This window comes from Gaetbulibacter sp. M235 (assembly GCF_043876835.1).
GTDB lineage: Bacteria > Bacteroidota > Bacteroidia > Flavobacteriales > Flavobacteriaceae > Yeosuana.
Genome location: NZ_JBAWJZ010000013.1, coordinates 1 through 15,484 on the forward strand (window position 1 = coordinate 1; position 15,484 = coordinate 15,484).

The window sequence follows — 15,484 nt, forward strand, 5'->3', positions numbered from 1 at the left end:
CCATCAGGATCATAACTGAATGTCCAAGAATCTCCTGAACACACGGTATGTGACGCTGTGTACTTAGGTGTTACTGGGAAAACTGTTGCTATTACTTCAGTTTTTTCACTTTCACATCCGCTTTCACTTGTACAAGTTACAAAATAAGATGTTGCTACTGTTACATTAGGAACATCGAAAAAATCTACCCCAGAAGCCACCAAATTATCTTCATCATCATACCATTTTAATGTGCCAGTACAATTACCTGCAGTTAGATGAGCTGTTTCTCCAACACAAACCTGATCTCCTGTGGTTGATGGCGGTGGTGGATTTGTTGAAAATCCTGCACCAACAAAATCTTGTAAAGATGCTGTAACAGACTGTGAGTTTCTTGTTTCTAACAAATAGCTAGAAAAACAGGCTGCTCCAGGTGGTAGATCTTCCAAACTGATAAAACCATTAAAAAATGCACCAGTATGGTATTGGTTATAAGGAGGAACACCTTCACTAGGTACATTTTTCCCTTGATAATTCCAAGTAGAAGGAGTCACATGATCTTGTCCTCCAATTACTGAAGCCGCAAATGGCCCATGTTCAGTAATGTTGATAGGCTGAGTATTAACAAAGGCATTGGTGGTAACACCTAAAAATTTCAAATTTCCAGAAGATTCATCACCGTTTGGTGCATTGGTTGGATCGGGAAGTGGTGTGGTATCATAAAAGGCATCCGCTGGATTATCAACCCATCTAAAAATTCTTAAATTTACAACACCCCCACCATTAGTAAAGTTACTCAAGGCCAATAAATCGCCTTCTACATGCATTCCAGTGAATGGGTCATTACCTATACCATCACCATCGGGTCCAACACCTCCTAGAAAGAACCAAAATCCAATTTGGGCATCCCCATTAATAGCTGTTCTATCTCCAAAGAAATAGATTCTATTATCTAGCAATACAGCACCAGAGTTGCTAATATCTCCTTTGTCATTTGTTTGACCATAGGTCCAAGCCCATTCTGATATTAAATCAGGGTCTTGTGCTCCGTTAGTAAACTGACTATCATTGGTGTCATTGGCATCACTAACAAATACCTTTGCTGTATAAGCAGCATTATCTAAAGCAGCATACCAATCTGTTATAATATTATCTCCAATAATAATTTGTGCAGAAGATTGATAAGATAGCAATAAAAAAAGCATCAACACGGCGAAACCGGTTATACTTTTAAATCTTTTTTTCATAATTGTTAAGCAACAGCCCCACGGGTTACTACTTAAACATTTGAGAGTAATTTTGTTCATCAACATAACATTTTAAATTATTAATTAATAATAGTGTTACATAACAAACTATAAGTTGTAGAAAAGGGGTGCTCAATAAATTCTATATTTTCAATAAAACTTACACAACAAAAATGTGTTAATTAAGGTAAGAGTTGGGCATTTAAAAATTGCTATTAATCAAATGCTATAATCAGGAAATAAAAAATATGATATTCATAATGAATTCATAATAGAGTTACTAAATTATCAAAAAAAATAAATGTTTATTAATAAATTAGTCCATATGAAATAAAATGACGACGAAATACAAAAAGGATATTTTTTTTTAACAAACGTAAGCTTATTACTACTAAAAATATATTTTAATAAACTAATAATTAATCATTTAAGAATAAAATAATAAATAGAATTATGTTAATTTTTTTCCTTTTCTTGTTGCTCTGGTTGTTTAAATAAATCCATATAAGCTGCGCCTAAATATTCAATAACATGACTGGCTATTAAACTTTGATAGCCATAATCTTCAACAGCGATATCAGCAGATTTGCCATGTAGGTAAACACCAAAAACAGAAGCAGACAAAGGATTGTAGCCTTGAGATAGTAACCCGGTAATAATTCCTGTTAAAACATCTCCGCTTCCAGCAGTTGAAAGCCCTGGATTTCCAGAAGTATTTATATAGCATTTATCTTCTAAAACGGTAATGGTATTGGCTCCTTTAATTATTAAAATAATCTTGTTTTCCTTTGAAAATGTTTTGGCCTTTTCTAATTTATCAAAATCATCTGTCCAAGTTCCAATCAATCTTTCTAGTTCTTTTGGATGTGGCGTTAAGATGGTGTTTGCTGGTAATAGTTTTAATAAATTTTTATTGGCTGCTAAAATATTTATCCCATCAGCATCAATAACAAGAGGTGCTTTATTTGTTTTTAAAAAATTTTCAAAAGCTGTTTTTGTTTCATGATTTGTTCCAACACCAACTCCAAAAGCAATTGCAGTTGGCTTTAGATCAAAATTAATATTAGTAATATGATCGTCAAAATCATCTGTAATAACCATGGCTTCTGGAAATGAAGATTGTATCGCATTGTAGCCACATTTTGGAACAAATGCCGTTACCAAACCAGCCCCTACGCTTAAAGCTGCTCGACTAGCTAAAATTGCAGCACCAATTTTGCCATAACTTCCTCCTATTATTAAACTATGACCAAACTGTCCTTTATGTGAAAATTTTTCTCTTGGAATATATATTGGTATTGCTTCATATTTACCAATTAAATTAAAATCTGTATTGGTTTCAGATAAAAATCTTGAATCCAGTCCTATATCTAAAACTTCCCAATTTGATGTGAATTTAGCAGTGTTTGGCAAAAAGAACACCAGTTTTGGTGATGCGAAACTCAAAGTATATGAAGCCCAAACTACGCTGTTTTCATCAGTAGTTGGTGAATCTGTTTTCAATCCAGATGGAATATCAATTGATAATGTAAACGCTTTGGAATTTCTAAAATGCACAAATAGTTTTTTAACCCAATCTGCAACTGGTCTATTCAATCCAATTCCAAAAACAGCATCTACAATAATGTCATCAGGATTTATATTAGGAAATTCATCAGCATCATTTAATAATACAGGCCAATGCTTGGTAACGTTTTTAACACGTTCATAATTTATTAAAAAATCCTTCGAACGCTTGTCACTGTAGTTTACTATATAAGTTATAACATTATAACCTTCTAAAATTAAATGCCTTGACAATACCAGTCCGTCTCCGCCATTATTTCCAATACCACAAAAAACATGAATAGGCACTTGAGCACCTTGCAATCTTAAATTTATCCAATTAAAAATTTGGGTTCCGGCACGTTCCATTAAATCTGTAGAACTAATATTTTGTCGTTCGGTTGTTAATTTATCGCCTTCGTAAATTTGCTCTTTAGAAAATATTTTCATCTGTTTAATCTAATTGTTAATTTTGTGGTTTAAACCTTATAATTATAACTTTTCTTAGATAAAATATACTTCAAGCTAAGAATTTTGCAAAAATTAATCATTTGTTTTTTTATTTAGTTAAAAGTAATATTTTTGATTAGTTTTACATGATAAAATGAATCTTTTAAGCCAAAATATCGTTAATTATATTACATCTTTTTCAGGTGTGAATGTTTCTATTTTTGGAATCACTACAACTACTACAACCCTTTGGGGTTGCTAGTTATTTTTTCTCCAGGCTATTTTTGTAATTTCTATAAATTACTACTTCAAAAATATTTTAATAAAATACTAATTCATTAATAATGAAAGTTTTAAAATTTGGTGGAACTTCGGTAGGTTCTGCAAAAAACATAAATAACGTAATTAATATTCTTAACTCTTACGTTGAAAAAGATACTGTAATATGTGTGGTATCGGCTGTTGGTGGTATTACAGATAAACTACTTCTAGCTGGTAACTTAGCAAAAAATAAAGATGCCAGTTTTTCAGAGGTTTTTAATACAATCAAACAAATTCATTTAGATATCGTTTCAGAATTAATTCCTGTTAAAAATGACTCTGTTTTAGATTTTGTCAATAATAAACTTGATACTCTTAAAAGTTTATTAGATGGTATTTATTTGATAAACGAACTCTCTCCCAAAACATCGGATAAATTGACAAGCTACGGCGAGTTGCTTTCGTCATATATCATAGCAGAAACCATGAAAAGTCGTGGTTTATCAACAGAACTTAAAAACTCACAAGAATTAATAGTAACAAATTCAAACTTTACAAAAGCCGAAGTTGATTATGCTTTGACTAACAAAAACATAAAAGATTATTTTAATTCAGCTAAACAGAGCATCACAATACTTCCTGGTTTCATTTCTAATTCAAAAAGCGGGGAACAAACTACTTTAGGGCGCGGTGGTTCAGATTTTACAGCTGCCATTGTTGCCGCTGCCTTACATGTTGAACAGCTTGAAATCTGGACAGATGTTAGCGGTATGTTTACAACCAACCCAAAATTGGTAAAACAGGCCTACCCTATTGAAAAATTATCATATCAAGAGGCTATGGAATTATCCCATTTTGGTGCCAAAGTATTATATCCACCAACTGTGCAGCCAGCTCTTGATTTGAATATACCAATTCATATAAAAAACACATTAGAACCAGAATCTGTTGGAACCATTATATCAAATGACCACATTAATTCTGGTGTTCCTGTTAAAGGAATCAGTAATATCAATAACATTGCATTGTTAACACTTCAAGGCAGTGGTATGATTGGAATTCCTGGATTTTCAAAACGTTTATTTGAAACACTTTCTCAGGAAAAAATTAATGTCATTTTAATCACCCAAGCTTCTTCAGAGCATTCTATTTGTATTGGCATTGATGAAAATGATGCCGATTTAGCTAAAACAGCTATAGATAAAACTTTTGAAAACGAAATCGCTTTAAGTAAAATTGATCCAATTATTGTTGAAACAGATTTATCAATCATTGCGCTTATTGGTGATAATATGAAAAATCATCAAGGGATAAGTGGTAAAATGTTTAGTACATTAGGTAAAAACAATATCAACATTAGAGCGATTGCACAAGGTGCTTCAGAAAAAAACATCTCTGCAGTCATTCTTCAAAATGATGTAAAAAAAGCTTTAAACTGTTTACACGAACAATTCTTTGAAATTAAGACCAAACAGTTAAATGTATTTATTACTGGTGTTGGAAATGTGGGAGAAAAACTGGTTGAACAAATTAAACAACAAAGAAAATACTTAAAAGAAAACCTTAAAATCAATTTGCGAGTTGTAGGGTTATCTAACTCAAGAACCATGATTTTTGATGATGAAGGAATTGATTTAAGTTCATGGAAAGATCAATTGCAAAAAGGAGAAAAAGCAAGTTTACAAGGTTTTTTTGATGGAATAAAAGCTCTTAACTTAAGAAATAGCATTTTTGTTGATGTTACTGCGAACTATGATGTTGCGAATTTATATGCCGACTATTTAAGACAAAGCATTGGTGTTGTTGCTTGTAATAAAATTGCGTGTTCCAGCAATTATGAAAATTATAGTTTATTAAAACGGTTATCATTAAAATACAATGCGCCATTTTTATTTGAAACCAATGTTGGTGCTGGTTTGCCAATTATAGACACTTTAAATAATTTAATTGCTTCAGGAGATAAAATCACATCTGTTCAAGCTGTTTTATCAGGAAGTTTAAACTTTGTTTTTAATAATTTTGATAATTCAGTGTCTTTTTATGATGTGGTAAAACAAGCACAGTCAGAAGGCTACACCGAACCTGATCCTCGTATTGATTTAAGTGGTGTTGATGTCGCTAGAAAGATATTAATTTTAGCTCGTGAAAGTGGTTTAGAAATGGATTTAGAAGATATTTCTAATACACCGTTTTTATCAGAATCAGGATTAAAAAGTGAATCAGTAGATGATTTTTTCCAAACTCTAATTGATGATGAAGCACATTATCAAGGGTTATTCAATTCTGCAAAAGTTAAAAATTGCCAATTAAAGTATGTTGCACAGTTAAACAATGGAAAAGCAAGTGTAGGTTTGCAGGAAATTCCGGAAGGGCATCCGTTTTATAATTTAAAAGGAAAAGATAATATTGTCATGTTTTATACTCAGCGTTATCCTGAACAACCCATGATTATAAAAGGTGCCGGAGCTGGAGCAGATGTTACAGCATCTGGTTTATTTGCTGATATTATTCGTATAGGAAACAAGTAAAAACATGAATGAAATAAAAATATTTTCACCTGCGACTGTAGCCAATGTAGCTTGTGGTTTTGATGTGCTTGGATTTTGTTTAGACAATGTTGGTGACGAAATGATTGTTAGAAAAACTGCTAAAAAAGGCATTTATATTACCAAAATTGAAGGTTTTGATTTGCCTTTTGAAACCGATAAAAATGTAGCGGGTGTATCTGCTTTGGCTTTAATTGAAGATGCTAACCCAGATTGCGGTTTCGAAATTGAAATTTATAAGCATATTAAACCTGGCAGTGGTATTGGCAGTAGTGCAGCAAGTGCAGCAGGAAGTGTCTTTGCCATTAATGAGTTATTGGGTAGGCCTTACAATAAAACACAACTCACCTATTTTGCTATGAAGGGTGAAGCAATAGCAAGTAAATGCGAACATGCTGATAATTTAGCTCCTGCAATTTTTGGTGGATTCACTTTGGTAAAGAGCATTAGCCCTTTAGATGTTTTAGAAATACCAACACCTGATGATTTATATGCTACTATAATCCATCCTCAAATTGAAGTTAAGACTTCCGAAGCCAGAGCTATATTGCCAAAGGAAATTCCGTTGCAACAAGCCATAACACAATGGGCCAATTTAGGTAGTTTGGTTCATGCTTTACATACAAATGACTATAATTTAATTAGTAAATCATTACACGATGTCATTATAGAGCCTTACAGAAGTCAGTTAATTCCAAATTTTCATGATGTTAAAAAAGCATCATTAAATGCTGGTGCACTTGGTTGTGGAATTTCAGGTTCTGGTCCATCAATTTTTAGTTTAAGTAAAGGATTTGAAACTGCTAAAAAAGTGGAAGTTGCAATAAAAGATATTTATAAAAATACAAGTATTGAATTTGAAACATTTGTTTGTAAAATTAATACTCTAGGAATGAAAATTTTAAGTTAGAATGAATTATTACTCGCTTAACAAACAAGCTCCAAATACAACTTTTAAGGATGCTGTAATAAAAGGGTTAGCACCTGACAAAGGACTATATTTTCCTGAAAGCATTACTCCTTTAAATGATGAATTCTTTAATGATATTGATAAATTATCCTATTCCGAAATAGCTTTTGAAGCAATAAAACAATTTGTTTCACCAGATATTCCCGAAGCAGTTTTAAAGACCATTATTGAAGAAACTTTATCATTTGATTTTCCTGTAGTACAGTTAAATGATAATATTTCAACTCTAGAATTGTTTCACGGACCAACCATGGCTTTTAAAGACGTTGGTGCTCGCTTTATGGCGCGTTGTCTGGGTTATTTTAACAAAGATAATACCAATCAAGTCACTGTTTTGGTAGCAACTTCTGGTGATACTGGTGGAGCTGTTGCAAATGGATTTTTAGGTGTTAAAGGTGTTAATGTAGTTATACTTTATCCAAGCGGAAAAGTGAGTGATATCCAGGAAAAGCAATTAACTACTTTGGGTCAAAACATTAAAGCTTTAGAAGTTCATGGCACATTCGACGATTGTCAAGCTATGGTAAAAACAGCCTTTTTAGATGAAGAATTGACAAGTCACATGCAACTGACTTCAGCAAACTCTATAAATGTAGCTCGGTGGTTACCTCAATTATTTTATTTTATGTTTGCTTATAAGCAACTTCACAAAAAACATAAAGATATTGTGTTTTCTGTACCAAGTGGTAATTTTGGAAACATATGTGCAGGCATCATGGCACAGCAATTAGGATTACCAGTTAACCATTTTATTGCTTCAAACAACAAAAACAATGTGGTTACAGAATATTTAAAAACGCAATTGTATCAACCAAAACCATCCGTTCAAACCATTAGTAACGCCATGGATGTTGGCGATCCGAGTAATTTCATTAGAATTCAGGAAATCTATAAAAACAAGTTTGAGACGCTAAAAGAAAATGTATCGTCTTATAGCTTTTCTGATGATGAAACAAAAGATGCTCTAAAGGAAATTTATTCAAATTATAACTATGTTGCCGATCCACATGGTGCCGTTGGCTATTTAGGTTGTAAATCATATTTAAAAGACCATCCAAAAGCTCATTGTGTGTTTTTAGAAACGGCTCATCCAACTAAGTTTTTAGATGTTGTTGAAGAAGTGATTCAAGAAAAACAACTACTTCCTGAACAAATTCAATCTGTTATGGGTAAAGATAAAGTATCCGTTAAAATTAGCACATATGATGATTTAAAGACTTTTTTATTAAACAAATAGTTATTATGACAACCATTGTTAGGGCAACTTTAAGCGATATTGAACTCCTTACCCAAATAGGCAAAACATCATTCTTAGAAGCACATGGAAGAAGTGCTTCTGAAGAAAATATTAATGAGTATGTGGGCAAGAATTTCACTAATAAGGCATTCGAAGAAGCATTAAAAGACACTAATAATATTTTTTACATTATTTATTTTAATGAAAAAGCGGTGGGTTACTCTAAAATTATTTTCAATTGTCAACATCCTAATATTCCCATTAAAAACATTACCAAATTAGAGCGCCTGTATTTACTTGAGGAGTTTCACAGTCTCAAATTAGGACTAGAACTTTTTAATTATAACCTTAATGAATCTGTTAAGCACAAACAATCAGGTATATGGTTATTTGTATGGACAGAAAACCACAAAGCCATAAATTTTTATAAAAAGGCCGGATTTAAAATTGTGGGACAACACGACTTTCAAATTACTGCAACACATTCCAATCCAAACCATCAAATGCTTTTAACTTTTTAAAATTAAATATTTACTGCAATGAATTTTATAGACTGGATTGGGTTTTTAGGTGTATTTCAAATATTACTTGCCTATGTTTTAAATGTTACTGGGAAATCGTCAAACAAAAGTTTGGTTTTTATAATCCTCAATTTTATTGGAGCTAGTATGGCTTGTCTTGCCTCCATCCTTTTAAATTATTGGCCATTTATAATTTTAGAAATGGTTTGGGCTTTAGTTTCCTTGTATTCTCTTCTAAAATTTAAGACTAAAACAAACAGCTAAACACTTGTTTTAAAGGTAGAAATAATCGAAATTTGTAAGAGTTGGAATATAAAAAATTAAATATTTGTTATGGCTGACACAATAGACGATTATTTAGACAATCATTACATTCACCGAAGTAATTGGTTAAGAGCTGCTGTTCTTGGAGCTAATGACGGTATTTTATCAACAGCGAGTATTGCTATAGGTGTTGCTGCTGCAAGCGATTTAAGAGAGCCTATAATTTTAGCAACTTTAGCGGGATTGGTTGCAGGAGCACTTTCAATGGCTGCCGGTGAATATGTTTCTGTAAGCTCTCAAACAGATGTTGAAAAAGCGGATATAGAAAGAGAAAAGCAGGAATTGGAAGAAATGCCAGAATTGGAATTACAGCGTTTGGCAGAAATTTATGAAAAAAGAGGCCTTAAAAAGGAAACAGCACTTACAGTAGCAAAAGAATTGACCGAAGTAGATGCATTGGCAGCTCATGTAAGAGACGAACTGGGGATCAATGAGATTAGTCAAGCTAAACCAATTCAAGCAGCTTTTGCCTCTGGATTATCATTTACATTTGGTGGAATTTTACCTCTATTAATTACGTTTTTATTACCTGTTCATCGTATGGAATATTATCTGTACGCTTTTGCAATAGTTTTTTTAATTCTTTTAGGTGGATTGGCTGCTAAAGCTGGTGGCTCAAGTATTACAAAAGCAATTATAAGAATTACATTTTGGGGTACAATAGCCATGGGATTAACTGCCTTAGTTGGATACTTGTTTGGTGTTAATCTTGCTTAAAAACAAGCATTGATTCTGTCAGAATTTTTAGATAACTTCGTTTAACTGCTGGCATAAACAATTGAAACAGTTCATATCATTGCAGTAGCAATTATAAAAACAGAAATGATATATAATAAAAAGATTGTCATTGTACTACCAGCTTTCAATGCTGAAAAAACACTTGAAAAAACCTTCAGAGAAATCCCCTTTGAAATAGTAGATGACATTATATTAGTAGATGATTATAGTACAGATAAGACTTTAGAAGTAGCAAAAAAAATAGGAATAAATAATATAATTCAACATCAAAAAAACAAAGGATATGGAGGCAATCAAAAAACTTGTTATAATAAAGCTTTAGAATTAAATGCTGAAATTATCTTAATGTTACATCCCGATTATCAATATACACCCAAGTTGATACATTCTATGTGTTACTTGATTGCAAACGATGTGTATCCGGTTGTTTTAGGATCTCGTATTTTAGGTCGAGGCGCTCTTAAAGGAGGTATGCCAATATACAAATATTTGGCAAATCGATTCCTTACTCTATTCCAAAATATACTAATGCGTCAAAAACTTTCAGAATATCATACAGGTTATAGAGCTTTTTCTTCAAAAGTCTTAATAGATATTGATTTCAATAAAAACTCTAATGACTTTGTTTTTGATAATCAACTCTTAGCTCAAATATGTTTTAAAGGTTATGAAATTGCAGAAATAACTTGTCCAACAAAATACTTTAAAGATGCCTCTTCAATTAATTTAAAAAGAAGTTGCATATATGGATTAGGCGTTCTTAAAACTTCAATTCAATATTTTTTAGTGAAAAACTTTAATATTTCCTCTAAAATATTTCTAAAATGAAAAGTTTAAAAATCAATGTTTCTATTATAGTCTTATTATTTATTAGTTTTATTTTTTTTTATAAATATTCTTCAAGATATACAGAGTTTGCAATTCACATATCAACAATTTTATTAATTTTTCAAATCTTTATTTTTAAATTTAGTAATAAAATTATTATATCTTATAAACTAAAAAACATCATTTGTTACGGCCTTTTTAGTTTTATAGTCAGCTTAGTAATCATAAGCTATTTTGCAATACCGATTGAGTCTTTAAATGTGGATAGGTGGAGTGTCATTTCATCGTTTTTAACAGAGTTTTTTAACGGAGATTATCCTTATTACGCAAAATCTCACATGGGTAATTACCCAGGTCCTATGCCTGTCTATTATTTGATTGCATCTCCATTTTATTTGGTGGGTGAATTAAGTATACTAAGTTGTTTGGGGTATTGCATACTAACGGCATTATTGATAAAAAAAGTTAATGTAACTGAAAATATAAAATTCTTGCTTTTTTATATGCTTACGTCGGTTTATTTAATTTGGGAAATCACAACAAGAAGTAATCTGTTTACTTTTACTATACTAGTTTTATTAGTACTAGATGAATTTATAAACTTGAATAATAAGAATACATTAAAGTTTTATGGATTCGCATTATTAACTGGTTTAATGCTATCAACAAGAAGCGTCTATATTTTACCTTACATAATCTTTTTTTTATCGAGCCTAATCAATAAAGAAATTACTTTTAAAAAATTATTCCTTTTTCTATCAATTGCATTAATAGCTTTTATATCTACTTTTATTCCCTTTATATATTTTTTCTCTAGTGATTTTTTTACAATGAATCCTTTTATTATTCAATCCTCATTTTTGGTTCCAAAATTCTACACTTTAATTTTTATTCTAATATCAATATTATTAGCTTTTTTGGTAAAAAATAAGACAGATAAATTTTTCTATAGTGGTCTAAGTCTTTTTATTGCTATATTAATTTATGCAATTTATCATTTATTTAATTATGGGTATGAAGTGTCATACTTAAATAGTGAAATAGATATTTCCTATTTTATTTTCTGTATTCCCTTTTTAATAAAATATTTAATGGATAATTACAATAAAGATGAAAAAATAACTATCTACAACAACGTTAAACGAACTCAAAAAACTAATCCAAAGTAGGTAATTCAAAGCTTCCTAATGGACTTGTTTCTTTCATAAGTGCTTCAATATCTTCAGATTTTCTTGGTGCTTCAGCTGATAAAACAATAGGACCATTTTCAGTAATTAAAACATCATCCTCAATTCTAACGGCAATGCCCCACCATTTTTTATCACAAGGGCTGCCTTCTGGAATATAAATACCCGGTTCAACTGTTATAACCATGTTAGGTTGAAAACTACCTCTTAAACTGGTGTCATGCACATCTAAACCGATATGGTGAGAAGTACCATGTGGAAAATATCGTCTGGCTTCAGTATCATCTTTAGCAATTCCTAAAGCTATTAAACCTTCATTAACTACTTTTCTGGCAGCATCATCTGGCGAGCGTAAATTATTTCCAATAACAGAAACAGCAATGCCAGCTTCCTGAGCATTATAAACCAAATCGTATATAAGTTTTTGCTCTGGGTTAAATTTTCCATTTGCAGGAATTGTACGGGTAACATCAGCTGTATAACCATGATATTCAGCACCTAAATCCATCAACACTAAATCATTATCAACTTTCATTTTCGTGTTTTCAATGTAGTGCAAAACACAGCCATTATTTCCTGCACCAACAATACTTGGATACCCTTCATATTCACTTCCATATTTTTTATAAACATACTCATGAACCCCTTGAATTTCAGCTTCAGACATGCCTATATGCATGGCTTTCATAATTTCACGTTGTCCCATTGCTGAAATTCGCACAGCTTTGGTAAGCAATACCATTTCATCTTTGGTTTTAATTTCACGCAAACCTGCCATTAATGTGGTTAATGTTTGATTATCAATAGTTACTTTTTTCTCTTGAATAGTGTTGTTATTCTGGTTTAATTCCACATTCATTTGATTATTGGTAATTACTGCCGTTTCAGTATAATTGATTTGAGATTTGAAAGCCTGTATTAAATCATATAAATCGGCATCATCACGAGTAGAATTTCTATAATCATCTTTAAACTCGTCAAATAAAACGGCATTAAATTTTGTGAAGTTCAAACCTTTATTAATAAAATTTTCTCCATTAAATGCATATTTAAAACCTAATTCGTTTTTAGCGCCTTCTGTACCTAAACGTTTACCTGTCCATTGTTCAGCCAATTCATTTTTCTTTTGAACATAAAGTGTTTCATTGTAAATTTCACCTTGCTCATTGGTTTGGTTTTCAGAAAAAATCACCAAAACGGCATTTGGTTCTTTGTAACCTGTTAAATAATAAAAGTCTGGATCTTGATGATATACATATTCTACATCGTTAGCTCTATTTCTAACAGCATTTGCAAAAAAAACAGCCACTGTATTTTGTGGCATTTTGGCACGCAAGGCTTCTCTCCTATTTTTATGGAATTCAGAAGACAAATAATCTTTTGGAGTGCCATTTTGAGAGATTATTAAATTTGAAATTAGCAGAAAAAAAATAAGATGTGTAATATTTTTCATGGATTGGTTGTTTATGTTTTTGAAAATTAATGTTTTTGTTTGAATTTGATAAAATATTAACAAATAATTATTCTCTTTTAGAACAAAAAAAGTATAAAATATTTATGTAGGTTTGTCTTTTAAAATTAAAAACTTTCAGATTGAAACAACTTAATAAAAGGCTTCATCTGATTATAAAATAAACAATAACAAACTAATGAAAAATACTGCTTTAACATCAACACATGAGGCATTAGGAGCAAAAATGGTTCCTTTTGCAGGTTTTAATATGCCCGTTCAATATGAAGGCGTAAATGCTGAACATGAAACTGTTAGAAATTCAGTTGGTGTATTTGATGTATCACATATGGGTGAATTTTTAATTGAAGGAGAACATGCCTTAGAATTAATTCAAAAAGTAACAAGTAACGACGCATCCAAATTAACCATAGGAAAAGCGCAATACAGTTGTTTGCCAAATGATGACGGTGGCATTGTAGATGATTTAATTGTTTATAAAGTAAAGGAATTAACCTATTTGTTAGTAGTTAATGCTAGTAATATTGAAAAAGACTGGAACTGGATTCAATCTAAAAATGATGTTAATGCAGATATGAGAAACCTATCTGATGAGTATTCATTATTGGCTATTCAAGGTCCAAAAGCTGTTGAGGCTATGCAATCATTATCAAGTCATGATTTATCTGCCATTCCGTTTTACAATTTCATAGTTGGTGATTTTGCAGGTATTAATCACGTTATTATTTCGGCTACAGGTTATACAGGTAGTGGAGGTTTTGAAATTTATTGTAAAAACAGTGAAGTTCAACAAATTTGGGACAAAGTATTTGAAGCTGGCGCATCTTACGGCATAAAACCTATTGGATTGGCTGCACGTGATACCTTGCGTTTAGAAATGGGATATTGCTTATATGGAAATGACATTGATGATACCACATCACCCATTGAAGCTGGTTTGGGTTGGATAACAAAATTTTCGAAAAAATTCACAAATTCTGAAGCTTTAGAAACAGAAAAACTTAACGGTCCAAAACGCAAATTAGTTGCTTTCGAATTAGATGAACGTGGTGTACCACGTCATGGCTATGATATAGTTGATGCCAATGGTAATAAAATTGGGAAAGTTACTTCGGGTACTATGGCTCCATCATTAAATAAAGGTATTGGCTTAGGTTACGTGCCAACTGCATTTGCAGAAGGTGGTAGTAAAATTTATATTCAAATTCGAAAAAATGCTATATCAGCAACCGTTGTAAAATTACCTTTTTATAAAAATTAAAATGAGGAACTTTCAGCCTGTTCTTAATGAGATTTATTCTAACATAAAAAAAACTAAAGACAAAGGTATAGTAGCATCTTACATTCCAGAACTGGCATCCATTGACAAAAATAATTTTGGCATTCATTTAAGAACTATTGAAGGACATGAATATGCTGTTGGCAATTACAATAAATTGTTTTCAATTCAAAGTATTTCAAAAGTATTAACGCTTACCAAAGCTACTTCAATTATAGGCAGCGATATATTTAAACGTGTTGGTGTTGAACCTTCAGGCCATCCATTCAACCAACTATCATTATTAGAAATAGAAAACGGTATTCCTAGGAATCCATTTATAAATGCTGGAGCTATTGTGATTGCAGATATATTAGTTTCTCGTTTGGAAAACCCAAAAGAAGATTTTTTAGACTTTATAAGAAATGTCACTTCAGACAATACAATACACTACAATGAGTCGGTTGCACTTTCAGAAAAAAAAACTGGCTATAAAAATTTTGCTGCCGCAAACCTTCTCAAGTCTTTTGGCAACTTAAAAAATGACATAGATGTCGTATTGGATTTTTATTTCCACCAATGTTCCATTGAAATGACTTGCAATCAACTATCAAAGGCTTTTTATTTGTTTGCTAATAAAGGAAAATGTTTGCGAAACATTGTACATCTTACAGAAAGTCAAGTAAAAAGAATTAATGCGTTAATGTTAACCTGCGGTTTTTATGATGAAGCAGGCGACTTTGCCTTTGAAGTTGGATTACCAGGAAAAAGTGGTGTTGGTGGAGGTATTGTTGCCTTTTTACCAAATAATTTCATTATTACTACTTGGTCTCCAGGTTTAAACAAAAAGGGAAATTCTAAATTAGGCATGCAAGCTTTAGAGCAATTTACTACTAAAACCCAAATGTCAATTTTCTAGGAG

12 protein-coding genes are annotated in these 15,484 nt (G+C 31.5%); 9 read left to right on the forward strand and 3 right to left on the reverse strand.

Annotation, left to right across the window (positions count from 1 at the left end):
• Both V8G69_RS15735 and V8G69_RS15740 read right to left on the reverse strand, forming a co-directional pair.
• A partial coding sequence (locus V8G69_RS15735; protein WP_394883113.1) for a hypothetical protein occupies positions 1 to 1,226 on the reverse strand: 1,226 nt, incomplete at its 3' end.
• A gap of 456 nt (positions 1,227 to 1,682) precedes the next feature.
• Complete coding sequence (locus V8G69_RS15740; RefSeq protein ID WP_394883114.1) at positions 1,683 to 3,221, reverse strand: NAD(P)H-hydrate dehydratase; 1,539 nt, start codon at positions 3,219 to 3,221, stop codon at positions 1,683 to 1,685.
• Positions 3,222 to 3,565: 344 nt separating this feature from the next.
• Here V8G69_RS15740 and thrA point away from each other — a divergent pair, with 344 nt between their 5' ends.
• The 7 genes from thrA (at position 3,566) to V8G69_RS15775 (ending at position 10,646) form a co-directional block, all read left to right on the forward strand.
• Complete coding sequence (gene thrA, locus V8G69_RS15745; RefSeq protein WP_394883115.1) at positions 3,566 to 6,010, forward strand: bifunctional aspartate kinase/homoserine dehydrogenase I; 2,445 nt, start codon at positions 3,566 to 3,568, stop codon at positions 6,008 to 6,010.
• 4 nt (positions 6,011 to 6,014) lie between these two features.
• Entirely contained in the window at positions 6,015 to 6,938 is a 924-nt protein-coding gene (locus V8G69_RS15750) for a homoserine kinase (RefSeq protein ID WP_394883116.1), read from the forward strand.
• A 1-nt stretch (position 6,939) separates the two neighbouring features.
• The gene (thrC, locus tag V8G69_RS15755) at positions 6,940 to 8,235 is read left to right on the forward strand and encodes a threonine synthase (RefSeq protein WP_394883117.1); all 1,296 of its coding nucleotides are present in this window, start codon (positions 6,940 to 6,942) and stop codon (positions 8,233 to 8,235) included.
• Between the two features lie 5 nt (positions 8,236 to 8,240).
• Positions 8,241 to 8,756 (forward strand): GNAT family N-acetyltransferase, encoded by a 516-nt coding sequence (locus V8G69_RS15760; protein ID WP_394883118.1) that lies wholly within the window; start codon positions 8,241 to 8,243, stop codon positions 8,754 to 8,756.
• An 18-nt stretch (positions 8,757 to 8,774) separates the two neighbouring features.
• Complete coding sequence (locus V8G69_RS15765; RefSeq protein WP_394883119.1) at positions 8,775 to 9,020, forward strand: hypothetical protein; 246 nt, start codon at positions 8,775 to 8,777, stop codon at positions 9,018 to 9,020.
• A gap of 69 nt (positions 9,021 to 9,089) precedes the next feature.
• Complete coding sequence (locus tag V8G69_RS15770; RefSeq protein WP_394883120.1) at positions 9,090 to 9,797, forward strand: VIT family protein; 708 nt, start codon at positions 9,090 to 9,092, stop codon at positions 9,795 to 9,797.
• A 105-nt stretch (positions 9,798 to 9,902) separates the two neighbouring features.
• Complete coding sequence (locus V8G69_RS15775) at positions 9,903 to 10,646, forward strand: glycosyltransferase family 2 protein (protein WP_394883121.1); 744 nt, start codon at positions 9,903 to 9,905, stop codon at positions 10,644 to 10,646.
• 1,155 nt (positions 10,647 to 11,801) lie between these two features.
• Here the strand turns inward: V8G69_RS15775 and V8G69_RS15780 are convergent.
• Complete coding sequence (locus V8G69_RS15780) at positions 11,802 to 13,286, reverse strand: aminopeptidase P N-terminal domain-containing protein (protein WP_394883122.1); 1,485 nt, start codon at positions 13,284 to 13,286, stop codon at positions 11,802 to 11,804.
• A 196-nt stretch (positions 13,287 to 13,482) separates the two neighbouring features.
• Between V8G69_RS15780 and gcvT the strand changes: the two genes are divergently transcribed.
• A complete protein-coding gene (gene gcvT / locus V8G69_RS15785; protein WP_394883123.1) occupies positions 13,483 to 14,565 on the forward strand; it encodes a glycine cleavage system aminomethyltransferase GcvT in 1,083 nt (360 codons plus the stop codon).
• A gap of 1 nt (position 14,566) precedes the next feature.
• Positions 14,567 to 15,481 (forward strand): glutaminase, encoded by a 915-nt coding sequence (locus tag V8G69_RS15790; protein WP_394883124.1) that lies wholly within the window; start codon positions 14,567 to 14,569, stop codon positions 15,479 to 15,481.
• The last annotated feature ends 3 nt before the right edge of the window (positions 15,482 to 15,484 follow it).

Coding starts and splice junctions, on each gene's coding strand:
- V8G69_RS15750 (WP_394883116.1), top strand. CDS start 6,015: ATGAATGAAATAAAAATATTTTCACCTGCGACTGTAGCCAATGTAGCT.
- thrC (WP_394883117.1), top strand. CDS start 6,940: ATGAATTATTACTCGCTTAACAAACAAGCTCCAAATACAACTTTTAAG.
- gcvT (WP_394883123.1), top strand. CDS start 13,483: ATGAAAAATACTGCTTTAACATCAACACATGAGGCATTAGGAGCAAAA.
- thrA (WP_394883115.1), top strand. CDS start 3,566: ATGAAAGTTTTAAAATTTGGTGGAACTTCGGTAGGTTCTGCAAAAAAC.
- V8G69_RS15775 (WP_394883121.1), top strand. CDS start 9,903: ATGATATATAATAAAAAGATTGTCATTGTACTACCAGCTTTCAATGCT.
- V8G69_RS15780 (WP_394883122.1), bottom strand. CDS start 13,286: ATGAAAAATATTACACATCTTATTTTTTTTCTGCTAATTTCAAATTTA.
- V8G69_RS15740 (WP_394883114.1), bottom strand. CDS start 3,221: ATGAAAATATTTTCTAAAGAGCAAATTTACGAAGGCGATAAATTAACA.
- V8G69_RS15790 (WP_394883124.1), top strand. CDS start 14,567: ATGAGGAACTTTCAGCCTGTTCTTAATGAGATTTATTCTAACATAAAA.
- V8G69_RS15770 (WP_394883120.1), top strand. CDS start 9,090: ATGGCTGACACAATAGACGATTATTTAGACAATCATTACATTCACCGA.
- V8G69_RS15765 (WP_394883119.1), top strand. CDS start 8,775: ATGAATTTTATAGACTGGATTGGGTTTTTAGGTGTATTTCAAATATTA.
- V8G69_RS15760 (WP_394883118.1), top strand. CDS start 8,241: ATGACAACCATTGTTAGGGCAACTTTAAGCGATATTGAACTCCTTACC.